We start from the raw sequence: 24159 nt of genomic DNA on the forward strand, positions 1-24159 counted from the left end.
CGTAGCATAAGGAAACGACCTCACCCCGGGCAGGCGGCCACAACCGGGTGGTTACGATCGTTCTGCTCGGGCGGACGGGGACGGTGCTTCATGCAGCGGGCCGAAATGGCAGGGTTCCGGGCCGAGTCCTACGAAATCCTGCAGGCCATGGCGACTGAAACCTCGGGTTTATCGCCTTGGATCAACCGCTTCGCCGTTGTTCAGGCCGGACGGTGTAGGCGATACCGCAAGCCGCGCCGCCCGATGAGCGCGTCACCCGGATTCAGCCATGGCTCGGGGCGGATCCTTGTATCCCTCGAGGAAATCATGACGCTGCGACCAGACCTCGGCCCAATGGGCGGCTCGGGCGCGCTGGCGCCCGGTCAGGCGCGCCACGATGCCGAAGACCAGCGCCCGGCTGCCGGCCCAGAAGGCGAGCATGGCGCGGCCGAAGGGCACCTGCCAGGCTGGCCAGTGCTGCTCCATCAGCGTCATGCGCCCCTTCGCGCTCAGGACGTACTTGTGCGCCCGGGTTCGCGAGGCGGCGCCGACGAGGTGCATGATCTCGGCATCCGGGGTGATCATCGGCCGGTATCCAAGCTTCCGCGCCCGCAGGCAGAGGTCCGCCTCCTCGCCGTACATGAAATATTTCGGATCGAAGCCGCCCAGTTCCTCCCAGAGCGTCCGGCGGATCATCAGGAAGGAACCTTGCACGATATCGACCTCGCGCACGCTGTCGCGCTTCCAGTCCGCCATGGCCTCGGGGTTGAACAGGGTGCCGCCGGCAAAGACACCGGACAGGCCGGTTCCCTTGCAGAAGGCCGACCAGGGCGTGATGCGCCGCCAGCAGGAGGCGATGTTGAGCGAGCCGTCGGGAAACACCGTCCGCCCGCCGGTAATCCCGGCCCGGGGATTGGCCTTCGAGAAGGCCAGCAGGTTGTCGATGGCCCCGGCGTGGCATTCGGTATCGGGGTTGAGCAGCAGCAGCCATTCGGTGCGGGCTGCGGCGGCCACGACATTGTTGGCCTTGGCAAAGCCGAGGTTCTCGCGCGAGGCGATCACCTCGACCTGGGGGAAGGCGCGGATGATGGCCTCCGCGGACCCGTCGGAGGAAGCGTTGTCGAGCACCACGGTGCGGAAGCGGGTGGCGCGTGTCGTGTCGTGGAGCGTCTCGATGGCCTTCAGCGTCAGCTCGCGCGTGTTGTAGCTGACAATGATGACGGTCAGTTCGGGGGTGTCCGGTGCGAGGGGAAGGCTGCCTGCGGTCACGTGTCTGTCCTCGTGTGGCTGATCGGCCGGACCGGGCCGGTCCTGAGGGGATCGTCCGTTCGCAATCGGGTGTAGGCCGTCGCGCGCCGCCCCGGTTCCGCGCGGGGCGTTCCGGGTGGGAAGCGGGTGAAACGGAGGCTCCGGTCGGGGACCTCCGGCTCCGGGGAGGCTCCGGCGTCGGCCGCCGTGTCGGCCAGCCAGAAACCCGCCCCGAGCAGCAACAGGACGAACATCTGCAATTCGCCCCAGAGCGCCACGGTCGAGGCGCTCATGCACAGGCCGATGAGCGACAGCGTCCAGGCCAGGCGCATGCGGTCGAGTTCCCGATCACCGCAAAGCCCGGGCCGGTTCACGGCGAGGAAGGCGTAGAGGATGGCGCCGACCATCAGGAACAGCGCGGGCAGGCCGTGGACCATGGTCATGTAGAGCCAGTGGTTGTCGATGCTGGCCGTCATCCAGGGCAGGCGCGGCCAGTAGTTGTAGCCGTTGCCGAAGATCGGCGTCCGCATGATCTGTGCGCTGCCATAGTCCCAGATCAGCGTGCGGTAGTAGGCCGTCTGGGCGTTGAACGCGAGCCGTCCGCTGATCGCGGCGAAGGCGTTCTTGGTGGAGGCCAGTTCCAGCGCGATGTACAACAGGCCGCCCGAGGCCAGCAGGACGCGCCAGGGAGGCCCGACCTTCTGCGCGATCCGGTACCATGCGAGCACCCCCAGCTGCAAAAGCACGGCGAGCACGGCCCCGCTGGAGACGGACAGGAAGGTGGCAAGCCCGATCAGACCGGTGCCGACGACCCGCGCGGCCCCTCCCAGCCTCGGCCCGACACCCAACGCATAGGGCACGATGATCAGGGCCCCCATGAGCCCGTAGTGGATCGGGTGCGAAAAGACGAACTGGGCCCGGAACAGGCCCATGCGGGCCTCGTAGTCGTTGGCCTCGAAGGTGGTGAAGGGCGTGTGTTCGGCCACCATCCTGAGGAGGATCGGATCGTCCCGGAGGGCCTCGTACAGCGCGAAGGGAACGCTGATCATCGACATCAGCGCCCAGAACTTCACGAAGGAGACAAAGTCCTCGCGGTCGAGGATGAAGAGACGCCCGGCCAGGTAGCCCGCCAGCGTCAGCAGGGTCTGCTGGCCGGTGAAGGCCACGAAACGTTCCGGGTTGTTGATCAGGATCGACAGCCCCTGCCAGACGATGAACAGGAAGAAGAACAGGTCCGGCATCCGCCAGGGCACGACGCGCGTGAAGAACTGCTGCAGCAGGGCCGGGAACAGGAGCATCATCAGGATCAGCGAGGGCGTGAGCCGGATGCTGGCGACCTCGAAGGAGATGGGGATCAGCAGCGCGACGATGATGAGCCTGACGAGGAATTTTCGCCGGGCGGGGGCAAAGGCCTTGCCCGGCGCAAGGCCCGGCCTTTCGGAACGTGTCTCGGGGATGCTGTTCATGATCGCGGGAAACCGGCGGCGCTACGGGGTACGGGACAATTGCGGCGCGCCGATCCCCGTGCCGTCGAGCGGGCCGCCGGCGCGGTAGCGGAAGGCCGCGAGGTTCGACGGGTCCCGCGTCAGCCCGTCCTCGAAGACCTCGGCATAGACCCCCGGCTTCGTGCGGGTCTCGTCCTGGATGACGAGGTTGCCGGTCACGGCCCAGTCCGGCTTCCGGGCGGCGGGAAATCCATGGGCCGCGTTGCGCTCGATCGTGACCTCGCGGCTGCGGGAGGCGACGGTGATCCGCGGCGAAGCCAGGATGTCCGAGAACCCCTTCCCCTCGGAGACGCGATTGCGGATCAGGGTGTTGTTGCGGATCGTCAGCCCGTCGCTTTCGCCGATGGTGATGCCATGCAGGTGGCCGTTGATGATCACGTTGTTCTCGATCAGCACATCTCTGAAAAACATTTCCTCTCCCGCCTTGCCGAGGTCGACCGGATCGTTGCGGAAGAAGATGCTCTGGGTGTGGTGCCCGTGCCCCGCGTTGAGGATGTTGTCGCGGATCGTCACGCCCACCGAGGGTTTCGTGGTGTTGGTCGAGAACAGCTGGATGAAATCGGCATGGTCCCCCGAGTCCACCGACCTGTCGAAATCATGGAAGTGATTGTTCTCGATCCGCACATCACGGACCTGCGCGAGGTTCATGCCGTCCTTGCGCAGACCGTGTATCCTGTTCCCGGCGAACAGGATGTTGTCGCTGCGGAAGATCGACACCCCGACCCAGAACCTGCGGATATCGCTGTTGCGGATGGTGAGCCCCGTCATGTCCTCGGCGATCAGCGCCTGCCCGCCGGGAAAACCGTCGTCGATCGGCGAGGCGCTGCGATAGAGGTCGCCGTCGAAGATGACCTGGTCCAGCACCACGTTGCGCGAGCGGTAGAGGCGGAAGGGAGCGATCCAGAGCGGCGCGTCATCGCCGCGAAAGACATGGTCGAAGACCAGATGTTCCAGCGTCACGTCGGCGCTGTCGGCAATGGTCGCCGCCCGGAAGCGCGGCGGATCCGTCTCGTCCGCGGCCATGATCCGCAACGGTCGGTCGTGCCTGACCACCTGGAGCCGGTCATAGACCCCGGCGGCCAGACGGATCGTCGGGATGCCGGAGGCGATGGCCTGGTCCAGTTCCGCCTGTGAGCCGACCCTCCCGTCCGGGCCCGCCCATGCCATTCCGGACAGGCCGACCATCAGGATCTTGCCCGGAAGCGTGCGGATCAAGGGCCTCGACATCCGGCGGATCATGATGCCGCCCGTGGCGGGACTGGCGCGGCGAAGGCAAGGTCTTGCGAAATCGGCGACTTGCTTTAAGCACATTGTCGAGTTTCTGCACCCGCAAAATTCCGTGTCATTGATAGTTGAAGCAGAGTCGCCATGCCAGATGAAGTTGCAGCGGGGCTGAAGAAAGCCCGGCGCAGGGGGCTCAATCGCTTTGCCGGCCTGCGAAACGGGCTCGTCGCGCTCCGGCGGGTGTTCCTGACGCGGGTCTGGAAGATGGATCTGCATCCGACCATGCAGATGTCCCTGTCGGCCAGGTTCGACCGGACCTTTCCCATCGGTGTGCATGTCGGGGCCCATTCCTACGTCGCCTTCGAGGCGCGCATCCTGACGCACGACCGGACGCGGGGCCTCTACCTGCACACGCGCATCGGCGAGAACTGCTTCATCGGGGGGCGGTCGATGATCCTTCCGGGGATCGAGATCGGGGACAATTCCATCGTGGCCGCGGGCGCCATCGTCACCAAGTCCGTGCCGCCGCGCAGCATCGTGGCGGGCAACCCGGCGGTGATCGTGCGCTCCGGCATCGAGGTCGGCCCCTATGGCCGCTTCCTGACGGCCGACGCCACCGAAGATGCGCTGGCGTCCTCGGGCCGGACGTGACGTCCTGCGGACCGGCGCCGTCCTTCTGGCGCTCGTCGCCGGCGGTCTTGCCGCCTGGAGCCTGGTCCCCGGACGTCCGGCCCCCGCCCCGCAGGATCGCCTGATCGCGCTGCATCTGCCTGCGGACCGCCCGTTGCGGCTGACCATCCTCGGCACCAGCCTGTCGCACGGCGAGCCCTGGACGGAACGGCTCGGGACGGCGCTCGCCGCCTGCCGCGGGCAAGGCGCCGACATCGCGGTCATCGCCCGGCCGGGGTCCGGCGTGGACTGGGGCCTGACGCAGGTTGCCGCCGTCGCGGCCACCCGCCCCGACGTCCTGCTGATCGAGTTTGCCATCAATGACGCCGACCTGTGGGACGGGACGGGGCTTGCGGCGTCGCGGGCGCGACATGCGGCGCTGCTGCGGCAGCTGCGCACGGCCTCGCCCGGCACCGCGGTCTTCCTGATGACGATGAGCCCCGCCCAGGGGCTGCGCGGGGCCCTGCGGCCGCGGCTCGGGGCGCATTACCGCCAGTATGTCCGCATGGCCGAAGAGATGGGCGCCGGGGTCATCGACCTCCATCCCCGCTGGCTTGCCCGGCCGCGCGCCGAACGTGGTCTCGGCGCGGACGGGCTGCACCCGGATCCGCAGGTGGCGGCACAGGTCATCGTGCCGGCGGTGGCCGGACTGCTGACCCGGGCCGCGGGGCTGCCCGGGTGCCCCCCTGCGCCTGTTTCTCCATGACGCGGACATAGGCCGCGATCAGCGCCTCCACCTGAAAGGCCCAGCTCAGTTCCGTCTCGATCCGCTCGCGGCCGATGCGGCCCATCTCGGCGCAGCGGGCGGGATCGTCGATCAGCGACAGGATCTTCCCGGCCATGTCCGACGTGTCGTTGGGCCGCGCATAAAGCGAGGCCCCTTGAGCCGAATAGCGCCCCTCGGTCACGTCGAACTGCACGATCGGCTTGGAAAACGCCATGTATTCCAGGATCTTGTTCATGGTTGACTTGTCGTTCATCGGGTTCACCCGATCCGGGTTCACACAGACATCCGCCGAGGAAAGCACCGAGAACAGCTCCTCGTCGGGCGCCCGTCCGGTGAAGGTCACATGATCCGACAGCCCCAGGTCGGCGGTCATCCGCTTGAGCTCCGCCATCGCCGGACCGCCGCCCACCAGCACGAACTGCACGTCCCGGCCGCGGTCAAGGACGATCTCGCGCGCGGCCTCCAGCAGCAGGTCGATGCCCTCCTGGTCGCCCATGACGCCGACATAGCCCACCATGTGCGCCCGCCCGTTGCGCCATTTCGGATCGGGCGGCATCAGGCGCAGCTTTTCCAGGTTCGGGCCCGAGCGTACGACAAAGACATCCTCGGGCGCCTTGCCGCCCCGCGTCAGGGCGATCTGGCGGTAGGACTGGTTGGTGGAGATCACCACCTGCGCGGCACGGAAGGTCCGCCGCTCCAGCCAGACCATCAGCTTCCAGAAAAAGCCCCGCTTGCCGAACTTGGCCTCGTAGAGCTCGGGGTTGATGTCATGGTGATCGAAGATGAAGCGCGTGCCGTGGAACCACTTGAAGGGCAGCGCGACCAGGAACAGCAGGTCGGGCGGATTGCAGGCCTGGATCGTGTCGAAGCCCCGCTCGCGCCGGATCCTCGACGCCAGCCGCATCTGGTGCCAGAGCGCGGCCGAATATTCCAAGAGGTAGCCGGCGGCCCCCCTCGCATCCAGCGGCAGCGGGTGGCGGTGGATGTGGATCCCCTCGATCTCCTCGTAGGGCCGTTCATACCCCTTGCCGGTGGGGCAGATCACCGAAACCTCTGCTCCGGCGGCGTGCAGGGTCAGGCTTTCGTGCCAGACCCGTCGGTCGAAGGGCAGGGGCAGGTTCTCGACCAGGATCAGCACCTTGCGCCCCGCCAGCGGGCGCGTCTCGCGCAGGCGCGCAAGGATGTCGGAGGCGCTCCCGGCCCCGGTCATTCGGCTTCCCTCACGGCGTCCAGCCGGCCCAGGTCGACGATCTGCGTCCCCCTGGGCAGGGACAGCAGCCGGACGGTCCTGTTGGTGGCGATCACCCGGTCATAGCCGCCGGCCTCGGCGGTGTCCCGGCCGACCAGCAGGCGGCTCAGCTGCGGCAGCTGGCTGTAGGCGTAGCCCAGGTTGGCGCCGATCAGCTTGCGGGCATCCACCGCCGGATCGAAGATGTCGAGCCGGTAGCCCGCCGTCAGAAGCTTGCGCGCCAGGTCGACGTTCGGGCTTTCGCGCAGGTCGTCGGTGTCGGCCTTGAAGGCCAGGCCCGCCATCAGCACCCGCGCGCCGGGGGCCAGCCCTGCGGTGGCGTGCAGGAACAGGCGGTGCTTGTGCGCCTCGTTCGAGCGCAGCAGGCTGTCCACCAGCGGCGTCGTGGTGCCGATGTCGCCGGCGATGTGCTGCAGCGCCCGCACGTCCTTGGGCAGGCAGGAGCCGCCAAAGGCGCCGCCGGGGCGCATGTAGCAGGCCGAGATGTTCAGCTTGGTGTCCGAGACGAAGATCCGGTGCATCTCGGCGGGCGGCACGCCCAGGTCAAGGCAGACGCGGCCGAGTTCGTTGGCATAGGCCACCTTGACCGCGTGCCAGCTGTTGTCGGCAAACTTGGTGAACTCCGCCGTGCGGAAGGCGACATGGAAGGTGGGGGCCTCGATGTTGGCATGCAGCGCCTCCATGTTGGCCGAGGGCTGGCCGTCACGGGTGCCGATCACGATCTTCGGCGGGGCGAAGTAGTCCTCCACCGCCGATCCCTCGCGCAGGAACTCGGGGTTGTAGACGATCTCGACCTTGCTGGCCCAGTCGGCGCCGGTCTCGCTTTCGAACAGGGGGATCACCAGCTCCTCGATCGTGCCGGGACGGAAGGTCGAGCGGTAGGCGACGGTCAGGATCCTGTCGCGCGGCGCCCCTGCGACCGCTTCGGCGATCTGCCGGGTCACGTCGGCGATGTAGCGCATGTTGTGCGAGCCGTCCGGGGCGGAGGGCGTGCCGACACAGACGATGGCGATGTCGGCGTCATCGAGATGGTCGCCGATGTCCGTCGCCGCATGCAGGCGGCCCGCCGCCAGCGCCTCCGCCATCATTGCGTCGATCCCCGGTTCGATGATGGGTGCCCTGCCCGCCAGGAGGGAGGCGACCTTGTCCTGGCTCACGTCGATGCCGGTGACCCTGTGGCCTTCGCTGGCAATGCAGCAGGCGGCGGTCAGGCCGACATATCCAATTCCGAAGATAACGATATGCATAAGGAGGCTGTCCCGTGGAATTTCGTGTGTTCTCAAGATTCCTGCGGCGCTTCGCAACAGCGGGAAAACACCCGGTTCGCTTCGGGTGGAGGATCCTCTGCATTGTTGTAAAAACCTCGCAGTCGCCTTGCCTTTGCCTCCGGGCTAAAAAAAGACGGCTTCCGGATTCATTGATTTCGGGCGCTCTGGAATTCAGGCTTCGCAACCTGGCCAAAGGGCATCCCTCTCCGGCTGACCGAGGCCCGGCACCGGCACATGGGCGAAGAGATCCTGCAGGAAGGCCCTGGGATCCCGACCGTTCTTCTCGGCCCAGGTTCAGGCGGCGAGGTAGTTCCAGCGCGCCCCGCCACTGGTCTTGGGGTTGGGGGTGATGACCTGCACGCCGTCGGCCACCAGATCGCCCCAGTCGGCGATGCCCCTGGGATTGCCCTCGCGCACAAGGAACACGATGGTCGAGGTGTAGGGCGAGGAATTGTGCGGCAGCCGGCCCTGCCAGTCGGCCGGGATCCTGCCCGACCTGGCCGCGATCGCGTCGATGTCCGAAGCCAGCGCCAGCGTCACCACCTGCGCGCCCGGCCCGTCGATCACTGCGCGGGCCTGCGCGCCGGAACCGCCGTGGCTTCGGCGAGGACCATGAGGGCCTTCAGCGCATATTTCATCTTTTGCGTGATCATGCGCCCAAGCTAGGGGCCGGGCGGGGCCATCACAAGAAAGATCCGGCGGGCCACCGTCTTGCGGGCCGAGGGGCAGGGGAAGGGGCGCTCGCGCTGCGCCCGCCGGGCGGCGCCCGGTTCAGGCCTGACGCTTGGCCTGGCTGCGGAACAGGGCGAGGGCGCGGTAGATGTTGCGCCGGGCCTCGGCCATGCGGCGGGGGCCGGGGGCGGTGGACTGCGGCTCGGTATGCTGCCAGTGGCCGCCGATCCGGGCTGTCCAGTGATCGCCGTGATCCTCGAAGTGAAAGGGCACGATGCCGTCCACCGTGCCTTGTGCCTGCACCGGGCCGTTCCGGGTCGTGATGTCGAATTCAAGTGCCATGGTCTGCTTTCTCTTGGCGGCGCTTGCCGCATTGTTGGGCGGCAATCCGCCGCCATGCTTCATCGAATGAAGGGAATGTTCGCTCGGCTCCCGCAGCGGGGCCGACAGGCCGATCCGGGGGAGACCTGACAGGATATAGGGCCCGGATCCGCCACTTCAACCGGCGGGGCACAAGGCGGCCGGCGCCGGAGGGTGCCTCCGCCCCCGGCGCGCGGCGGCAGGGATTTCAGAGCAGGAAGTCGCTCGCGGTCAGCCGGTCCACGTTGGCCACGAGGATCTCGAAATCCGCCCGCCCGTCGCCGGTCACGTCGGCCCGCACCAGGATGTCCGGTCCCGTATCCACGCACCAGACCGACCAGGCGCGCGCCGTGCCGCCGCTGAAGGTGAAGGCCTGGTCGCCCGACGCGGGACGGGCATCGATCGGGCGCAGGTCGATGTCGTCGATCCCCGGGATGAAATTGCGGATCGTGTCATGGTCCTTGCCCGGCCGACTGTCCGCCACCGAGCGGAACAGGAAGACGTCGCGCGCCCGGTCGGCTCCGCCCAGCAGCAGGTCGCGCCCGGCGCCGCCGCAGATCAGGTCGGCTCCGGTGCCGCCGTCGATCCGGTCATGGCCCGCCTCGCCGTAAAGCCGGTCGTTTCCCGACCCGCCGTCGATCCGGTCCTGGCCCGCCCCGCCGAAGAGACGGTCGTGCCCGCCGCGGCCGAGGATCGTGTCGTCGCCGCCGTGGCCGCGGACGAGATCGGCCATGTTGGACAGGTCGAACCGGTCGTTGCCGGCCAGAAGCGAGCGCAGGATCGCCATGTCGTCCGTGGTCGAGCGGGTCAGACCGGCCTGGTAGAGCGAAACGGCCGACACCGAGGCCCGTTCGATGCCCCAGGTCGTTTCATAGTAGCCGTCCGAGAGGACCGCCTCGACATAGCCCGTCACCGTTCCCCCGGTGATGTGGCCCGTCACGGAGGAATAGCCGATCGACCGGCCGCCGAAGAGGCTGCCGTAATCCTCGCCGCCGTAGGACCAGCCGGCCGCGAAGATGTCCGTATAGGTGATGCCGTTGAAGGTCTCGTTGATGTTGTCGAAAAATTCGGCGCCGAAGCCGAAGCGGTAAATCCGGTTGAGGTCGAGCTGATCCATGTTCAGCCCGACGTTCGCGAAAATGTCTGCCATTCACTGCCTTCCTGCGGCCGGCTGTCGGCCTGGAACATCCTGCCCGCCCCGAACCCCTTCGTCGATCGGGCAGGGCCTACCTTCGTCCGGCATCTGGACGGGTGCGTGTCGAAGTTGCGTCGCCTTTGTGGCGCGCCCGCGGCGTCCGTGCACGATCTTGCCGAACGGCGCTCCCGTCCCGGGTGGGACATCCTGGCCCCGGCCCTGCGTGACATGGTCACTGACGCGGCGGCGGCGGCCTGTCTATGAGAGCCAGCCCCGGTGCCCTCCCGGAGGGGAGGCTCGCTCGGCCTCCGGGGGCGACCGAGCCGCCACTCCCGCCGGAGCGGGACAAGGAAAGACCAGGACCGATGAGCTACAAACAGAAGATCGACGACATCCGCGACGAGCTGCGCGCGCTCTACAAGGCCGCCCCCGAGCAGACCCGGGGCTTCGGCGCCCTCTCGAAGGCGGTCAAGGAGAGCGGCGTCCTCGGCCACAAGGAGAAGGAATTCGTGGCGCTCGGCATGGCGCTGGTGCAGCGCTGCGAGCCCTGCATCGTTCTCCATGTCGAGGCGCTGATGAAGGCCGGCGCCAGCCGCGAGGAACTGGGCGACGTGCTGGCCATGGCGATCCAGATGAGCGGCGGGCCCGGCATGATGTATGCCGCCAAGGCCCTCGCCTGCTGGGACGAGCTGGCCGCCGCCGGCTGACCCGCCGTGCCGCCCCGCAACCCGGCCGCCCTCCGCGCTGGCCGGCCGGCCAGCGGCCCGCGCCGGTCCTGCGGGATCGGCCGGTCCATGAAGGGTAGCCTGGCGCGGCGTCCGTGACCGGGTGGCGGCGCCTGCCGCCCCCGGAGCCCTCAGATGCCGAACCCCACCTGCCAGATCAGGAAGGGCACCGCCGAGAGCGGGATCAGCGAGACGAGCACGAGCGCCCCGTCCCGCGTCAGCAGGCCGGCCGCAAAGAGGGCGATGGCGGCCGAGGCGACCGAGCCCGAGGCGGGGATCACCTCCATGAAGGGCATGACGAGCGTCAGCACCAGGATGCAGGCCAGCGGCAGGAACAGCCAGGGCCGGTGCACGAGGAAGGCAAGCCGCTTGCCGATGAAGCGCTCGGTGAAGCGCAGCGGCTTGCGCAGCCACGAGATCCCCTTGCAGAGCATCCGGCTCGACACCCGCCGCCGGGTGATGAAGCCGGGCAGCCAGGCGCTCTTGCGTCCGACGATCATCTGCACGGTCAGGATGAAGACCACGACCGCCACGAAGGTGGTGATGCCCGGAATGGCGCTCGCCGGCGAGGTGGAGATCAGCGAGAAGACCAGCATCAGCGAGGCGAAGGAGCGGTCGCCCAGCCGGTCGACGATCTCCTGCACGGCGACATCCTCGTCATGGACCGCCCCCTCCAGCTCGTCCAGAACGTCGCTCAGCGCCCTCGTGGGTTCGGCCATGTGCATCCTCCGGCTCCCCGCAGCAACGGCCCCGGACCGGACGGGGTTCCTGCGCCGCGCGCACCCGCCGCGCGCACCCTGACGGAACCGGCGGCGGGTTCATGGCGAAGGGCCACCGGACGCGCCGCAGGGCCGGCCTGGGGCCCTGCGGCTGCGGAGAGATCAGGCCAGAAGCGCATGGACCCGCATCGCGGCGCCACCGGCATAGTCCGCGGCGGTCCAGCCGGCCCAGGCGGCGTGATGCTCGACCGAGCAGAGGATCTGCATCTTCGCCTCCATCTCCCACGAGGCGCCGGGCACGTCGGCCGCGGTGAAGCGCGCGACCTGCGCCCCGTCGATCCAGAAGGTGACCGCCTCCGCGTCATAGGCGAACTCGTAGCGGTGGATGCCGGCGGCGAGCGGAACATGGACCTTCGGCGACGAGACCGTGCCGCCGCCGGTCTTCGGCATGTGGATGCCGATCGCCCAGACCGTCGCGCCGTCCTTCCGGATCAGCTCGAAGTCGAACTCGCGCGCGTTCGAGGCATAGGTGAAGAAGGCGCAGACCGCCCCCTCGTCCACCACCTCGAGGATCGCGCCCCACGTGCCGCTGGCCTTGGCCTTGTTGACCTGGATCACGCCCGACCGCGGCGGGGTGCCGTCGCGGTGTTTCAGCAGCGCCGAGCCGTCCGTCTCCCAGTCGATCAGCGAGGGATCGCCCATCGTGCCCACGCCGCCAAGCCAGGTCGTCATGATCAGCTCGTCCAGCGACCAGTTGGCCGCATCGCCCCGGGCGCGGCGGAAGTCGCCCGTGCGCCGGTAGCCCTCCGGCAGTTCGAGGGCGGGCGGCGCGGGCGGGGGCTCCACCGGCAGGACCACGCTGCCCAGGGCCAGGGCCATCGCCGAGAGCTTGTCCTCGACGCACACCATCCGCGCGGTGAGCGGCGCGAGATCCGCCGCGCCTCCGGGGGCGGGGACGGCCGCCTCGAGCGCGGCGATGCGGCTGCCGAAGCCGTCGATGATGGGTTGCAGATCAGGGTCATAGGCCATGAAACGTCTCTCCTTTCCTGTGGGGTGGCCCGGCAGGAGGCCGGGCCCTCGGGGTGATCGCCCGCCTCAGATCCATCCGGTGATGTCGGTCGCGGTCGTGCCGGTGGCGCGGATGCGGCAGGCCAGAAGCGCGTAGGTTCCCGCCGGCAGCGGCCCCGTCGTGTGGATCTGCCCGTCCCAGCCCACGAAGCTGAGCCGTCCCTCGCCGCCCAGCGTCACCGCGCGGATGGCCGAGGGCAGATCGCTTCCGTCCGACGGGGTGATGACCAGGGCGCCCGAGGCAGGCGCGGTGAGGCCGGCATGGTGGAACTTGAAGGGCTCTTTCATCGCGATCTCCTGGTCAGCGCGGAAGGCTCCGACGGGCGCAGACCCGGCGGGACGGCCCGCATGTGACCACGGGGCCGCTAAGACCTGCTGAAGCGGGCGCGCGCTGCCCGTTCCGGCCCTCTGCCGCGGCGCACCGATCCCGGATCATTTTCGGCAAATCGCGCACAGAGACCGGCCCGCCCCGAGGTGGGCGTTAGCGGATCCTTCACCCGCAGCCGGCAAGCCTCACAGGGCGCATCTCCCGAGGCGGCGTGGTGGCGGCGGGGCCGTGAACCACGGGGTCAGAACGACTCGACGTGCCGCAGCCCGCGGCGAAACCCAACGACGCCGAGCGTCCATTCGAAAGGTGACAGCAATGTCCAGCATCCTGACCAACACCAGCGCCATGGTCGCGCTGCAGACCCTGAAAAGCATCAACAGCGGCCTCGCGAAGACGCAGGACGAGATTTCAACCGGCAAGAGCATCGGCTCCGCGAAGGACGGTGCGGCCATCTGGTCGGTCTCGAAGGTGATGCAGGCCGACGTTGCTATGTTCGAAGCCGTTTCCGAAAGCCTCGGCGTCGGCGAAGCGACCACCAAGGTTGCGCTCTCCGGCATCGAGCAGTTGACCAAAACGCTGAACGAAATCGAGAAGCTTGTCGTTGCGGCAACGAGCGAAGGGGCGGATACGACAGCGATCGAGTCACAAATCACGTCGCTCAAAGAAAAGATGGACAGCGTCGTCGCGGGCTCTCAAGTCAATGGCATCAACCTGCTCAACGAAAACCCAAATGGGACTGACGCCACTTACAACGTGGTTTCTTCTGTAACGCGTGCGTCCCCCAGTGCTGCCGCATCGCTTGAACACATTACGATCACTGGCACGGATCTGGAGGCGGACGTCACGGGCATAACCTTCACAGGCGTCGCCGACACGACGGATGCTGCCGCCACACTGGGCGAGATCGAAACGATGCGCACGGCTATCCTGACTGCTGGCGCCACGCTTGGCGCCGCAGCCGCGCAGATTGCCGACCAGAAGGACTTCGTGTCCAAGGTTGCGGACGGGATCAAGGTCGGCATCAGCGTCATGACGGACACAGACATGGAGGCCGCCTCGGCCAGGCTGCAGGCGCTGCAGGTCCAGCAGCAGCTGGCCACCCAATCACTCTCGATCGCCAACCAGGCGCCGCAGAACATTCTCTCGCTGTTCCGCTAAGTCCGGCGGGCCGGGGCGAAACGCTCCGGCCCCTCCGGTAGGGCAAGACGCTCCCAGACATGGAAGGACAGAACGTGAATGCTTCCACGATGGCCCGGAACGCCTATGGCGCGGGTCAGGGTTCGGCGCGAACGCCGCGATCCACCGAATATGCGCTGCTGGCGAAGATCACCGCCCGGCTGAAGGAGGCGGACAAGCCCGACCCGCTCGCCTTTCCCGCCCTCGCGGCCGCGATCGAGCAGAACCGCAAGCTCTGGCTCCAGTTCGCGATGGATGTGGCCCATCCCGACAACGGCCTGCCGCGCGACCTGCGCGCCCGGATCTTCTATCTCTACGAGATCGTCCAGCAGCACTCATCCAAGGTGCTCGCGCGCTCGGCCGACATCGACCTGCTCATCGACATCAACACCGCCGTGATGCGCGGCCTTGCGGGGCAGGGGGGCGGATCATGAGCGGCCTCGTCCTGAGACTGGGCCCGGGCGAGCGGGTGATGATCAACGGCGCGGTGATCGAGAACGGCGACCGCCGCTCGCGCATCACCGTCATGACGCCCAACTCGGTCATCCTGCGCCAGCGCGACGCCATCCGCCCCGAAGAGGCGAACACGCCCGTCCGCCGGATCTGCTACATGGCCCAGCTCGTCCTGTCGGGCGACGCCACCTTCGAGGACATGAAGCCCCAACTGCTGCGCGGGATCGAGCAGCTGAGCCAGGTGCTGACGGATGCGGACAGCCGCGCCCAGCTGAGTGTGGCGACGGCGGCGGTGCTCGCCGGCCAGCACTACCAGATCCTCAAGGCGCTGCGGAGCCTTCTGCCCCGCGAGGCGCGCCTTCTTGCTGTGGCGGGCGCGCGATGAGCGTCCAGCCGGTCCTCCCGCTGTCGGGCTACGCCGGCTGGCGCTTCCTCGAGCGCACGATGGAGCGTCAGCGCGAGGTCCACGACCAGAGCCAGCAGGTGCGGAAGGACGTGGCCTATTTCGCCGAGAAGATCGGCACCGTCCGCACCGCCGAGGATCTTGTCTCGGACTACCGGCTGCTCAAGGTCGCGCTCGGCGCCTTCGGCCTCGAGGAGGCGATCGACGGCAAGGCCCTGATCCGCAAGGTCCTGACCGACGGGTCGGGCGACAAGGGGGCGCTGGCCAACCGGCTCTCGGACAAGAGGTGGCTCGCGCTGACAAAGACCTTCGGCTTCGAAGGCGGCGGGGCGGGGACCACGGCCGAGGGCTTCGCCGACCGGATCGCCGCACAGTACCGGGCGCGCAGTTTCGAGAGCGCGGTGGGCGAGCTGGACGGGAACATGGGCCTCGCCCTCACCCTCGACCGCGAGATGGCCACCCTCGCCGCCGGCGACACGAGCGAGACTGCCAAGTGGTACAGCGTCCTGGGCTCGACCTCGATGCGCGCTGTCTTCGACGGCGCCTTCGGCTTGCCGAAGGCCTTTGCCGCCCTCGACCTCGACCGGCAGCTCGAGGTCTACAGGAACAAGGCCGAGGCGATGTTCGGCAGCAATTCGGTCTCGCAGTTCGCGGATGCCGATGTGCGGGACAAGCTGATCAAGACCTTCCTGATCCGTGCCGAGCTGGGCACGTCGGTCAGTTCCAGCCCCGGCCAGATCGCCCTGACCCTGCTGGGCGGCTGAAATCGCCGGACCAGGGCGCCTCGAGATGCCGTTCACGTCGGCCAGCACCCGCACCGCCTCGGGCGATCCGGCCAGCAGCGACTGCGGCACCACGGATCTCGACCACCTGCCCGCGGCGTTGGTGGCATAGGTGAGCGCGCCCACCAGCGTCTCGCCGGCCGCACCGCTGTAGAGGCGCGGGATCCCGTCAGGGCCAATGTTGATGTTGTATTCCGTCCCGCCGGTGAAACCCCTGGTAGCCGGTGCTGCGGTCGATGTCGGTGTCGAGCCAGATCGTCGTGCCCTGGCCGATCGGCACACCGTCGGTCGAGAGGGAGAAGACGAAGCTGTCGCCCGCCAGATTGCCATGGAGCGCGTGATTCGATCCGTCGGTGGCGGCTGTGCCGAGCTGCTTTTCGCTTGTCCAGTCGTCCAGCGATCCGTTCAGACTGTAAGTCACCACGATGCTCTCACGGGGCATGAGGCCCGGATCCCGAAGCCTCGGCGGGCCTGCGCCGTCCGGCCCGCCGGGGGCCGGGCCGGTCTTCCTGGCCGTCGGATGATCGGGTGCCGGGGAAGCGCCGCGGCTCTTTCAGCGGGCGAGCCCGGCGTAGAGCCTCGGCAGGCGCTCGGGCAGGCGGTCGATGCGGTCGAGGATCTGGTAGCCGCGCGGGCCGAAGATCTGCGCGACATAGGTGTCGGCCTGCGGGTCGAGCGTCAGGCAGAAGGGCTGCACGCCCTGCCGTGTCACCTCGTCCACCGCGGCGCGGGCGTCGTGGCGCAGGTGGGCGGGGTCGCGCACGTCGATGTCGGCGGGCGCGCCGTCGGTCAGCACCAGAAGCAGCTTGCGCGCCGCCCGCTGCTGGCCGAGGTGCCAGCCCGCGTGGCGGATCGCGGCGCCCATGCGGGTGGAGAGCCGCCCCTCCATCCCCGCCAGCCGCGCCCTGCCCATCGGCCCCCAGCTGTCGCCGAAGTCCTTGAACCGCTGGTAGAAGACATTGTGCCGCCCGTCCGAGCAGAAGCCGTGCAGCGCGAAGGGATCGCCCACGCGATGGACGGCCTCGGCCAGGAGCACCGTCGCCTCGCGGGTGACGTCGATCAGGCGGCCCCCGGCGGCCAAGGGATCGTTGGTGGATTCGGACAGATCCAGCAGCAGCATCACCGCCACGTCGCGCGTGCTGCGGACCTGCCGCATCATCACCCGCGGGTCGGGCTGGCGGCCCAGCCGCATGTCGAGCCGCGCCGCGATGGCGGCGTTCAGGTCGAGGTCGTCGCCCTCTTCCAGCCGGCGCAGGCGCTGCACGCCCTGCGGCTGCATCGCCTCGAGCACCCGGCGCATCCGCGAGAGGATCGGACGGTTCTCGGTCAGGATCGCCTCGGCCACCTGCGGATCGCCCGGCTTCGGGCGCTTTTCCAGCACGGTCGCCCAGTCGGGGCGGTAGAGGCCGATGCGGTGGTCGAACTCGGGGTAGGTGCGGGGCGGCGAGACCGGCTCGCGCCCCTCGCGGGCGTTGAAGCTGGTGCCGGCGTCGTCGAAGAACTCGCTGGCGCAGACCCAGACCTCCTGCGCATCCTCGCCGGCGGTCTCGACCTCGACCTCGTTCACCATCTCGGAGACCGAGACGTAAAGCCGCCGCTGTTCGGGCGCGGGGCTCATGTCCCATTCGGCCTCGTCCGTCTCCCACAGCGCGCGGTTGTCGTCGCGGTAGGGGGCGGCGACCGGCGGGGCTAGGGTGCCCAGACGCTCGGCGAGCGCAAGGCCCAGGCTGCGCGACGTGGCCTCGGACGGGTCCGCCCCGGCCCAGGCCGCGTGGGCCCAGAGGGCGTGGGGGTCGGTGGCCACCTCATCCAGCAGCAGCGCGCGGGCGATGCGGTCTAACGGTCCGTCGCCGGTATGGAACCGCGCCCAGAGGTCGCGCAGGCGGGGAAAGCGCGCAATGGCCAGCGCCTCGGCGCGGGCATCCTCGAACAGGCCGATGCAGGCGCGCTGGAGGGGCGAGAGGCCGTCCATTCCGGTCGGCCCGCGCCGGGCCACCAGATGCGCCGCGGCATGGGCGGCGGCCGCGCGGTAGAGGTCAAGGCCCGCCACCCCCTGCCAGTCGTCCCAGGCGTCGGGCAGATGCAGGGTGCCGCCCTCGATGAAGGGCCTGAGCCCCTCGCGCGCCTCATAGTCGCCCGACGTCGGGCGCATCGCGAAATCGCGGCCCCAGAGCGCGCGGAGGTAGGCGCCGATCCGGCGGTGGATGTCGACAAACAGCACCCCCTTGCGCTCGCGTTGCAGGACCGCCTTCGCCTCGGCGCTTTCCAGCGCGAAGTAGCGGGCCTGTTCGGCATAGTTGGTGCGGTGCGCCTCGGCCCCCCACAGCGCCCAGCGACGCAGGCCCCCCAGCGTCAGCACGCCCAGAAGCTCGTCAAGATGCCCGAGCATCGGCCGCAGCCCCCGCGGCGCCTGCGCGAGCAGCACGTTCAGGAAACCGAGATAGGCGCGGAACAGGTCCGCATCGCCCAGCCGCCGGGCGGCCAAGGGTGCCGTCGCCAGCACCTGCGCGATCACCGCGCCCGAGGTGCGCGAGGCAAGGCCCAGGCACTCCTGCGCCAGATCGGGCAGCACATCCTCGCCCAGTTCGCGGGCAAGCGGGGGTGCGGCCTCGATCCAGGCGCAGACCAGCTCCTCTCCGCGCCCGATCCGGGTCAGCGCCGCCGCGCCCTCGCGCCAGACCTCGAGGCCGCGGGGCGAGAGGCGGCGGGCGGCCTCGGGCGCCAGATCGGCCAGGCACGCGCGGGCGGTCGGGGAGAGGTCGTCGATCGGGGCGAGGAGGGTCATGGCATCCCCCTAGAAATAGGTGGTCACGGCCGCGTCGAGCGCGTCGCGCATGTCGGGATCGTCGGTGATCGGCCGCACCAGCGCCATCCGGCAGGCGGCAACCGGCGCCACGCCGCGGGCAATCAGATGGCCCGCATGAACCAGCATCCGGGTCGAGATCCCCTCATCGAGCCCGTGGCCCTTCAGGTTGCGCGCGCGTTCCGCGATCGCGACCAGCTTGTCGGCCAGCGCGAGGTCCACCCCCGCCTCGTGGGCCACGATCTCCACTTCCACGCCATGCTCGGGCCAGGTGAAATCCAGCGCGCCGAACCGCTGCTTCGTGGATTGCTTCAGGTCCTTCATCAGGCTCTGGTAGCCGGGGTTGTAGCTGATCACGAGCTGGAAGTCGGGATGCGCGCGCAGGAGTTCGCCCTTCTTCTCCAGAGGCAGCACGCGGCGGTTGTCGGTCAGCGGGTGGATCACCACGGTCGTGTCCTGCCGCGCCTCGACCACCTCATCCAGGTAGCAGATCGCGCCGTGACGGGCGGCGAAGGTCAAGGGCCCGTCCTGCCAGCGCGTGCCGTCGGCATCCAGAAGGAACCGGCCCACGAGATCCGAGGCCGTCATGTCCTCGTTGCAGGCGACGGTGACGAGCGGCTTGCCCAGCCGCCAGGCCATGTGCTCGACGAAGCGGGTCTTGCCGCAGCCGGTGGGGCCTTTCAGCATGACGGGCATCCGGGCGGCGTGGGCGGCCTCGAACAGCGCGATCTCGTCCGCGACAGGGCGATACCAGGGCTCGGCCGCGATGCGGAACGGGTGGGTGATGGCGTCCATGATGACCTCGGGGGAAGGGGCCCGCCGCGGGGAGGACGCGGCGGGCAAGCGGCCCGCCACCGCAAGGGGTGGCGAGCGGCGGTCTCAGACGGCGGCGCCGCGATAGACGACCATGTTGGCGCCCTGACTCTGGGTGAAGTTGTCGTAGCCGATCAGGCGGACGTGGTTCTCGGGGTTCGCCTCGTGGCAGGCCTTCAGCTCGCCCAGGATCGTGTCCACATCCGTTTCGCCGAACATCGGCAGCTTCCACATGTACCAGTAGGTGCCCGAGGCGAACTCCGGCTCGGTGTGCTCGATGGCCGGGTTCCAGCCGTTCTTCACGATCCATTCGACCTGCCGGCGGATCTCGTCCTCGGTCATCGGCGGCAGATAGGAGAAGGTGCCCATCTTGCGGCTTGCGGGGTCGGACAGCCGCGACTTGTAATCCTGAACGCTCATTTTCCTGTCTCCTCTGCCTCAGCGGTGCTGCACGTCGAGCTTGTCGACGGTGTCGAACTCGAACCGGATTTCCTTCCAGGTCTCCATCGCCATGCGCAGCTCGGGGCTGGTCTGGGCGGCCCTGGTCAGGATCTCCTTGCCTTCCTTCTCGAGGTTGCGGCCGTCGTTGCGGGCCTGCACGCAGGCCTCGAGTGCCACGCGGTTGGCGCAGGCGCCGGCCGCGTTGCCCCAGGGGTGGCCGAGCGTGCCGCCGCCGAACTGCAGGACCGAGTCATTGCCGAAGATCGAGACCAGCGCCGGCATGTGCCAGACATGGATGCCGCCCGAGGCCACCGGGAACAGGCCCGGCTGCGGCCCCCAGTCCTGTTCGAAGAAGATCCCGCGCGAACGGTCGGCCTTGATGAAGCGGTCGCGCAGCAGGTTGATCCAGCCGATCGTGGCCTCGCGGTCGCCTTCCAGCTTGCCGACGACGGTGCCGGAATGGAGGTGATCGCCGCCCATCAGCCGCAGGATCTTGGCCAGCACCCGGAAGTTGATGCCGTGGTTCGGGTTGCGGTCCATCACCGCATGCATGGCGCGGTGGACATGCAGCAGCATCCCGTTCTTGCGGCACCAGCGCGAGAGGCTCGTGTGCGCCGACCAGCCCACCGTCAGATAGTCCGACATGATGATCGGCGTGCCGATCTCTTTCGCGAACTCGGCGCGTTCGTAGATCTCTTCCATCGTGCCGGCGGTCACGTTCATGTAGTGACCCTTGCGCTCGCCGGTCTCGGCCTCGGCCTTCTCGATCGCCTCCTGGCAGAACAGGAAGCGGTCGCGCCAGCGCAGGAAGGGCTGCGAGTTGACGTTCTCGTCGTCCTTGGTGAAGTCGAGCCCCCCGCGCAGGCACTCATAGACCGCGCGGCCGTAGTTCTTGGCCGACAGGCCCAGCTTCGGCTTGATCGTGCAGCCCAGAAGCGGGCGGCCATACTTGTCCAGGAGGTCGCGTTCGACCTTCATCCCGTGCGGCGCGCCGGGGCAGGTCATCACGAACCACAGCGGGAAGCGCACGTCTTCCAGCCGCAGGGCGCGCACCGCCTTGAAGCCGAAGACGTTGCCGACGAGCGAGGTGAAGACGTTGACGACCGAGCCTTCCTCGAACAGGTCCATCGGATAGGCGATGAAGGCGTAGAAGGCCTCGTCGCTGCCCGGCACGTCCTCGATCGCGTAGGCCCGGCCCTTGTAATAGTCGAGGTCGGTCAGAAGGTCGGTCCAGACCGTCGTCCAGGTGGCGGTGGAGCTTTCGGCGGCGACGGCGGCGGCGGCCTCCTCGCGGCTCACGCCCGGCTGCGGCACCACCTTGAAGACGGCGAGGATGTCGCTGTCCTTCACCTGATACTGCGGCTCCCAGTAGATGGAGCGATAGTCCTTCACTCCGGCGTCATAGGTCTTGGCGGCCATGATGGTCCTCGTTGTCCCTTGGTCGGGGACGGTATGGCGCCTTGCAGGACTAAACCAAACTGAATAGTTTTAAGTATCAGAACAGGTAAAAGGTTATTCATGCGCTGCACGCTGCGCCAGTTGCAGGTCTTCGCCTCGGTCGCGCACCACGCCAGCTACACCCGCGCGGCCGAGGAACTGCACCTGACCCAGCCCGCCGTCTTCGCGCAGGTCAAGCAGCTGGAAGAGGCGCTGGGGACCGCGCTGATCGAGCGGATCGGCAAGCGGCTGCACCTGACCGAGGCGGGCCGCGCGGTGGTCGCCACGGCGCGCGAGACGCTGGAGGGGATCGAGCGGCTCGAGATGCAGCTGGCCGACCTTCAGGGCTTGCGGCGCGGGCGGCTGAAGATCGCCATCGTCTCGACCGTGCAGTATTTTCTGCCGCGGCTCCTGGGCGAGTTCTGCACGCTGAACCCCGGCATCGAGGTGGCGCTGACCGTCACCAACCGCCAGACGGTGATCGCGCGGCTGGCTGCGAACGAGGACGATCTCTGCATCCTCGGCCAGCCGCCCGAGGGGCTCGACGTGGTGGCGACCCCCGTCGCGCGGAACCCGATCCTGCTGCTCGCGCCGGCCGATCACCCGCTGGCCGGGGCGCGGGCCGTGCCCTTCGCGGAACTGGCCGAGGCGCCCTTCATCCTGCGCGAGCCCGGCTCGGGCACCCGCGCCGCCGCGGAACGGTTCTTCGCCGACTGCGGCGTCCGACCGCGGGTGCGGATGGAGCTGGGCTCGAACGAGGCGATCAAGGAGGCGGTGGCGGCGGGGCTCGGGCTCGCGATCCTGTCGCAGGACACGATGGCGGTCGAGGCGGCGACGCGCCGGCTGGTGGCGCTGGACGTGCAGGGCTTTCCGCTGATGCGGGTGTGGAACGTGGCCTATCCCCGCGGCAAGCACCTCTCGGTGGCGGCCGCGGCCTTCCTGGCCCATCTGACGCAAGGCGCGCCCTCTCAGATCGCGAGCCACAGGTAAAGCGGCAGGCCCAGCGTCAGGTTGAAGGGGAAGGTCACGCCCAGCGACATGGTCAGGTAGATCCCCGGCTCGGCCTCGGGAAGCGCCATCCGCATCGCCGCCGGCACCGCGATGTAGGAGGCCGAGGCCGCCAGCACCGTCAGCAGGAAGAGGCTGCCCCCCGACAGGCCGATCAGCGCCCCCAGCCCCAGCGCCAGCGCGGCCCCGGCCAGCGGGATCAGCACGCCCACCGCCAGAAGGCCCGGCGTCAGCAGGTGCCGGTTGCCGGTCAGGCTGCGCCCCGCCGTCACGCCCATGTCGAGCAGGAACAGGCACAGGATGCCGGTGAAGGGCGTCACGATGAAGGGGGCGATCATCTCCATCCCCCGGCCGCCGGTCAGGGCGCCGATGGCGAAGGCGCCCACCAGCAGCACGATCGAGCCGTTGGCCAGCAGCTCGCGCCCGAGCCGGATCGGCCGCGCCGCGGCCCCGCCGCCGCGATGGGCCAGCCACAGCGCCGAGACGATCGCCGGGGCCTCCATCGCGGCGGCGACGGCCACCATGTAGCCGTCATGGGCGATGCCGGCCACATCGAGCAGGCTGGTCGCCGTCACGAAGGTCACGATCGAGATCGAGCCGTAGTGCCCTGCCACCGCCGCCGCATTCAGCCGGTCGAGCCGCGTCATCGCCCGCAGCAGCGCGAAGGCCACGAAGGGGATCGCCAGCGACAGCGCCATCCCCGCCAGCAGCGCCAGGAACAGGTCGGCGCTGACGCCATGGGCCGCGAGGCTGACCCCGCCCTTGAAGCCGATCGCCAGCAGCAGATAGATCGACATGAACTTCGCCGCCCCCGCGGGGATCGACAGGTCGCTGCGGGCAAGGGCCGCGATCAGGCCGAGTACGAAGAACAGGATCGTCGGCACCAGAAGATTGCCGGTCAGGATGTCGAGGGCGGATGGCACGAGGGGCTCCTTGCAAGGGTCGCCGCCCGATGCACCACCCGCTTGCATAAGCCCAATACATCGTTTCTACTCCTCCCATAGTTCAAGGCTATGGACATGCGCCCCACCCTGCGCCAGCTGGAATATATCGTGGCCGTGGCCCGCCTTGGCCGCTTCGGTCTGGCGGCCGAGGCGCTGGCCGTCAGCCAGCCGAGCCTTTCGGCCCAGATCGCCGAGGTCGAGGCCGATCTGGGCACGCGGCTCTTCCAGCGCGGGCGCTCGGGCGTGCAGCCCACCGCGGCGGGCGCCGAGGTGATCCGCCGCGCCCAGAAGATCCTGCGCGAGGTCGAGGATCTGCGCGCCAGCGTCACCCACGGCCTGCCCTTCGGCGGGCGGCTGCGGCTGGGGGTGCTGCCCTCGATCGGGCCCTACCTGCTGCCGGGGGCGATCGCCTCGATCCACCGCCAGCACCCCGACCTGCGGGTGGCCGTGCGCGAGGAGAACACGCACGGCCTGGAACAGGGCCTGCGCGCGGGCCGCTTCGACCTGATCGTCTCGACGCCCGAGGATCATCCCAACACGCGCCAGATCCATCTCTTCGGCGAGCGGCTGTGGATCGCGGTGGCGCGGGACGATCCCTTGGCGGCGTCGGAGGGGCCGGTGGCGGCCGCCGATCTGCGCGGGCGGATGTTCCTGACGCTCGACCGCGGGCACCGGCTGTCGCGGATCGTCCACGCGCTGGCCTCAAGCTGCGGCGGGATCGTGTCGGACGATTACGAGGGGACGAGCCTCGATTCCGTGCGCCTGATGGCGGCCTCGGGGGCCGGCATCGCGATCCTGCCCGAGCTTTACGCCCGCGAGCAGGCCGCGCTGCGCCGCGACGTCGCCCTGCGGCTTCTGCGCGCCGAGGGCGCCAGCCGCGACATCGCCCTGATCCGGCCGATCGGCGGGGATGAGGCGGGGCCGGATCTGGTCCAGGCCGCCCTGCATCAGGCGGTCGCGGCGCTTGGGCTGGCGGGCGAGGCCCCCGGGTCCGGTCCCGCCTGATCCCGGCCGACGGGCCCT

General features: G+C 68.9%; 25 protein-coding genes and 1 pseudogene. 9 read left to right on the plus strand and 17 right to left on the minus strand.

All coding sequences use genetic code 11. The features are described from left to right. Positions 1 to 252 precede the first annotated feature (252 nt). Genes FG154_RS16205 through FG154_RS16215 form a run of 3 tightly spaced genes read right to left on the minus strand, consistent with a single transcriptional unit; the run spans position 253 to position 3959 of the window. A complete protein-coding gene (locus FG154_RS16205; protein ID WP_145110151.1) occupies positions 253 to 1248 on the minus strand; it encodes a glycosyltransferase family 2 protein in 996 nt (331 codons plus the stop codon). After that, on the minus strand, positions 1245 to 2693 hold the full coding sequence (locus FG154_RS16210; protein ID WP_145110154.1) for an O-antigen ligase family protein: 1449 nt from the start codon (positions 2691 to 2693) through the stop codon (positions 1245 to 1247). The genes FG154_RS16205 and FG154_RS16210 overlap by 4 nt, the downstream gene beginning before the upstream one ends. A 21-nt stretch (positions 2694 to 2714) precedes the next feature. Further along, positions 2715 to 3959, minus strand: a complete 1245-nt coding sequence (locus tag FG154_RS16215) for a right-handed parallel beta-helix repeat-containing protein (protein ID WP_186312404.1) — start codon at positions 3957 to 3959, stop codon at positions 2715 to 2717. Between the two features lie 141 nt (positions 3960 to 4100). Here FG154_RS16215 and FG154_RS16220 point away from each other — a divergent pair, with 141 nt between their 5' ends. Continuing rightward, positions 4101 to 4607, plus strand: a complete 507-nt coding sequence (locus FG154_RS16220) for an acyltransferase (RefSeq protein WP_145110160.1) — start codon at positions 4101 to 4103, stop codon at positions 4605 to 4607. After that, entirely contained in the window at positions 4579 to 5331 is a 753-nt protein-coding gene (locus FG154_RS16225; protein WP_145110163.1) for an SGNH/GDSL hydrolase family protein, read from the plus strand. The genes FG154_RS16220 and FG154_RS16225 overlap by 29 nt, the downstream gene beginning before the upstream one ends. Here the strand turns inward: FG154_RS16225 and FG154_RS16230 are convergent. The 5 genes and pseudogenes from FG154_RS16230 to FG154_RS16250 form a co-directional block, all read right to left on the minus strand. Then, positions 5252 to 6562 (minus strand): glycosyltransferase family 4 protein, encoded by a 1311-nt coding sequence (locus FG154_RS16230; RefSeq protein ID WP_145110167.1) that lies wholly within the window; start codon positions 6560 to 6562, stop codon positions 5252 to 5254. The genes FG154_RS16225 and FG154_RS16230 overlap by 80 nt on opposite strands. Next, the gene (locus FG154_RS16235) at positions 6559 to 7848 is read right to left on the minus strand and encodes a nucleotide sugar dehydrogenase (RefSeq protein ID WP_145110170.1); all 1290 of its coding nucleotides are present in this window, start codon (positions 7846 to 7848) and stop codon (positions 6559 to 6561) included. Before FG154_RS16235 ends, FG154_RS16230 begins: the two co-directional genes overlap by 4 nt. Positions 7849 to 8082: 234 nt before the next feature. Next, positions 8083 to 8502: pseudogene (locus tag FG154_RS16240) on the minus strand (sulfate ABC transporter substrate-binding protein); the annotation flags it as partial. Between the two features lie 138 nt (positions 8503 to 8640). Then, positions 8641 to 8883: a hypothetical protein gene (locus FG154_RS16245; RefSeq protein ID WP_117345208.1), complete on the minus strand. Its 243-nt coding sequence runs from the start codon at positions 8881 to 8883 to the stop codon at positions 8641 to 8643. 226 nt (positions 8884 to 9109) lie between these two features. Continuing rightward, positions 9110 to 10051, minus strand: a complete 942-nt coding sequence (locus tag FG154_RS16250) for a calcium-binding protein (protein ID WP_145110173.1) — start codon at positions 10049 to 10051, stop codon at positions 9110 to 9112. A gap of 350 nt (positions 10052 to 10401) precedes the next feature. Here FG154_RS16250 and FG154_RS16255 point away from each other — a divergent pair, with 350 nt between their 5' ends. Further along, positions 10402 to 10743 (plus strand): carboxymuconolactone decarboxylase family protein, encoded by a 342-nt coding sequence (locus FG154_RS16255; protein ID WP_108221915.1) that lies wholly within the window; start codon positions 10402 to 10404, stop codon positions 10741 to 10743. A gap of 149 nt (positions 10744 to 10892) precedes the next feature. Here the strand turns inward: FG154_RS16255 and FG154_RS16260 are convergent, their stop codons facing one another. The 3 genes from FG154_RS16260 to FG154_RS16270 form a co-directional block, all read right to left on the minus strand. Further along, positions 10893 to 11480: an exopolysaccharide biosynthesis protein gene (locus tag FG154_RS16260; RefSeq protein WP_145110176.1), complete on the minus strand. Its 588-nt coding sequence runs from the start codon at positions 11478 to 11480 to the stop codon at positions 10893 to 10895. A gap of 162 nt (positions 11481 to 11642) precedes the next feature. Next, positions 11643 to 12509 carry a glycoside hydrolase family 16 protein gene (locus tag FG154_RS16265; RefSeq protein WP_145110179.1) on the minus strand — a complete coding sequence of 289 codons (867 nt, stop codon included), beginning with the start codon at positions 12507 to 12509 and terminating at the stop codon, positions 11643 to 11645. 66 nt (positions 12510 to 12575) lie between these two features. Next, positions 12576 to 12836 (minus strand): spike base protein, RCAP_Rcc01079 family, encoded by a 261-nt coding sequence (locus FG154_RS16270; RefSeq protein WP_145110182.1) that lies wholly within the window; start codon positions 12834 to 12836, stop codon positions 12576 to 12578. 355 nt (positions 12837 to 13191) lie between these two features. On the opposite strand from FG154_RS16270, the gene FG154_RS16275 reads away from it, so the two are divergent. The 4 genes from FG154_RS16275 to FG154_RS16290 are packed head-to-tail and all read left to right on the plus strand — an operon-like array spanning position 13192 to position 15672. Beyond that, positions 13192 to 14034, plus strand: coding sequence for a flagellin N-terminal helical domain-containing protein (locus FG154_RS16275; protein ID WP_145110185.1), 843 nt, complete (start codon positions 13192 to 13194; stop codon positions 14032 to 14034). A 59-nt stretch (positions 14035 to 14093) separates the two neighbouring features. Further along, positions 14094 to 14486, plus strand: coding sequence for a flagellar biosynthesis regulator FlaF (gene flaF, locus FG154_RS16280; protein ID WP_425456855.1), 393 nt, complete (start codon positions 14094 to 14096; stop codon positions 14484 to 14486). Beyond that, entirely contained in the window at positions 14483 to 14890 is a 408-nt protein-coding gene (gene flbT, locus FG154_RS16285; protein WP_145110187.1) for a flagellar biosynthesis repressor FlbT, read from the plus strand. Before flaF ends, flbT begins: the two co-directional genes overlap by 4 nt. Next, positions 14887 to 15672, plus strand: coding sequence for a DUF1217 domain-containing protein (locus FG154_RS16290; RefSeq protein ID WP_145110190.1), 786 nt, complete (start codon positions 14887 to 14889; stop codon positions 15670 to 15672). Before flbT ends, FG154_RS16290 begins: the two co-directional genes overlap by 4 nt. 187 nt (positions 15673 to 15859) lie before the next feature. On the opposite strand, the gene FG154_RS16295 is transcribed toward FG154_RS16290, so the two are convergent. The 5 genes from FG154_RS16295 to FG154_RS16315 all read right to left on the minus strand — a co-directional run bounded on the left by FG154_RS16295 (position 15860) and on the right by FG154_RS16315 (position 21166). Next, positions 15860 to 16114: a hypothetical protein gene (locus FG154_RS16295; protein WP_145110193.1), complete on the minus strand. Its 255-nt coding sequence runs from the start codon at positions 16112 to 16114 to the stop codon at positions 15860 to 15862. Between the two features lie 129 nt (positions 16115 to 16243). Next, positions 16244 to 18475 (minus strand): nitric oxide reductase activation protein NorD, encoded by a 2232-nt coding sequence (locus FG154_RS16300; protein ID WP_145110196.1) that lies wholly within the window; start codon positions 18473 to 18475, stop codon positions 16244 to 16246. Between the two features lie 9 nt (positions 18476 to 18484). Then, on the minus strand, positions 18485 to 19288 hold the full coding sequence (locus FG154_RS16305; protein WP_145110199.1) for a CbbQ/NirQ/NorQ/GpvN family protein: 804 nt from the start codon (positions 19286 to 19288) through the stop codon (positions 18485 to 18487). Between the two features lie 84 nt (positions 19289 to 19372). After that, positions 19373 to 19726, minus strand: a complete 354-nt coding sequence (locus FG154_RS16310) for a ribulose bisphosphate carboxylase small subunit (protein ID WP_145110201.1) — start codon at positions 19724 to 19726, stop codon at positions 19373 to 19375. A gap of 18 nt (positions 19727 to 19744) precedes the next feature. After that, entirely contained in the window at positions 19745 to 21166 is a 1422-nt protein-coding gene (locus FG154_RS16315) for a form I ribulose bisphosphate carboxylase large subunit (RefSeq protein ID WP_145110204.1), read from the minus strand. A 99-nt stretch (positions 21167 to 21265) separates the two neighbouring features. Here FG154_RS16315 and FG154_RS16320 point away from each other — a divergent pair, with 99 nt between their 5' ends. Next, a complete protein-coding gene (locus tag FG154_RS16320) occupies positions 21266 to 22174 on the plus strand; it encodes a LysR family transcriptional regulator (protein ID WP_145110207.1) in 909 nt (302 codons plus the stop codon). Here the strand turns inward: FG154_RS16320 and FG154_RS16325 are convergent. Next, a complete protein-coding gene (locus FG154_RS16325; protein WP_145110210.1) occupies positions 22153 to 23115 on the minus strand; it encodes a sodium-dependent bicarbonate transport family permease in 963 nt (320 codons plus the stop codon). The genes FG154_RS16320 and FG154_RS16325 overlap by 22 nt on opposite strands. A 96-nt stretch (positions 23116 to 23211) precedes the next feature. Between FG154_RS16325 and FG154_RS16330 the strand changes: the two genes are divergently transcribed. Further along, a complete protein-coding gene (locus FG154_RS16330; RefSeq protein ID WP_186312407.1) occupies positions 23212 to 24141 on the plus strand; it encodes a hydrogen peroxide-inducible genes activator in 930 nt (309 codons plus the stop codon). Positions 24142 to 24159: the final 18 nt, after the last annotated feature.

The organism is Cereibacter sediminicola (assembly GCF_007668225.1).
Classification (GTDB): Bacteria; Pseudomonadota; Alphaproteobacteria; order Rhodobacterales; family Rhodobacteraceae; genus Cereibacter_A; species Cereibacter_A azotoformans.

Coding starts and splice junctions, on each gene's coding strand:
- FG154_RS16210 (WP_145110154.1), bottom strand. CDS start 2,693: ATGAACAGCATCCCCGAGACACGTTCCGAAAGGCCGGGCCTTGCGCCG.
- FG154_RS16215 (WP_186312404.1), bottom strand. CDS start 3,959: ATGTCGAGGCCCTTGATCCGCACGCTTCCGGGCAAGATCCTGATGGTC.
- FG154_RS16220 (WP_145110160.1), top strand. CDS start 4,101: ATGCCAGATGAAGTTGCAGCGGGGCTGAAGAAAGCCCGGCGCAGGGGG.
- FG154_RS16225 (WP_145110163.1), top strand. CDS start 4,579: ATGCGCTGGCGTCCTCGGGCCGGACGTGACGTCCTGCGGACCGGCGCC.
- FG154_RS16230 (WP_145110167.1), bottom strand. CDS start 6,562: ATGACCGGGGCCGGGAGCGCCTCCGACATCCTTGCGCGCCTGCGCGAG.
- FG154_RS16235 (WP_145110170.1), bottom strand. CDS start 7,848: ATGCATATCGTTATCTTCGGAATTGGATATGTCGGCCTGACCGCCGCC.
- FG154_RS16245 (WP_117345208.1), bottom strand. CDS start 8,883: ATGGCACTTGAATTCGACATCACGACCCGGAACGGCCCGGTGCAGGCA.
- FG154_RS16250 (WP_145110173.1), bottom strand. CDS start 10,051: ATGGCAGACATTTTCGCGAACGTCGGGCTGAACATGGATCAGCTCGAC.
- FG154_RS16255 (WP_108221915.1), top strand. CDS start 10,402: ATGAGCTACAAACAGAAGATCGACGACATCCGCGACGAGCTGCGCGCG.
- FG154_RS16260 (WP_145110176.1), bottom strand. CDS start 11,480: ATGGCCGAACCCACGAGGGCGCTGAGCGACGTTCTGGACGAGCTGGAG.
- FG154_RS16265 (WP_145110179.1), bottom strand. CDS start 12,509: ATGGCCTATGACCCTGATCTGCAACCCATCATCGACGGCTTCGGCAGC.
- FG154_RS16270 (WP_145110182.1), bottom strand. CDS start 12,836: ATGAAAGAGCCCTTCAAGTTCCACCATGCCGGCCTCACCGCGCCTGCC.
- FG154_RS16275 (WP_145110185.1), top strand. CDS start 13,192: ATGTCCAGCATCCTGACCAACACCAGCGCCATGGTCGCGCTGCAGACC.
- flaF (WP_425456855.1), top strand. CDS start 14,094: ATGGAAGGACAGAACGTGAATGCTTCCACGATGGCCCGGAACGCCTAT.
- flbT (WP_145110187.1), top strand. CDS start 14,483: ATGAGCGGCCTCGTCCTGAGACTGGGCCCGGGCGAGCGGGTGATGATC.
- FG154_RS16290 (WP_145110190.1), top strand. CDS start 14,887: ATGAGCGTCCAGCCGGTCCTCCCGCTGTCGGGCTACGCCGGCTGGCGC.
- FG154_RS16300 (WP_145110196.1), bottom strand. CDS start 18,475: ATGACCCTCCTCGCCCCGATCGACGACCTCTCCCCGACCGCCCGCGCG.
- FG154_RS16305 (WP_145110199.1), bottom strand. CDS start 19,288: ATGGACGCCATCACCCACCCGTTCCGCATCGCGGCCGAGCCCTGGTAT.
- FG154_RS16310 (WP_145110201.1), bottom strand. CDS start 19,726: ATGAGCGTTCAGGATTACAAGTCGCGGCTGTCCGACCCCGCAAGCCGC.
- FG154_RS16315 (WP_145110204.1), bottom strand. CDS start 21,166: ATGGCCGCCAAGACCTATGACGCCGGAGTGAAGGACTATCGCTCCATC.
- FG154_RS16320 (WP_145110207.1), top strand. CDS start 21,266: ATGCGCTGCACGCTGCGCCAGTTGCAGGTCTTCGCCTCGGTCGCGCAC.
- FG154_RS16330 (WP_186312407.1), top strand. CDS start 23,212: ATGCGCCCCACCCTGCGCCAGCTGGAATATATCGTGGCCGTGGCCCGC.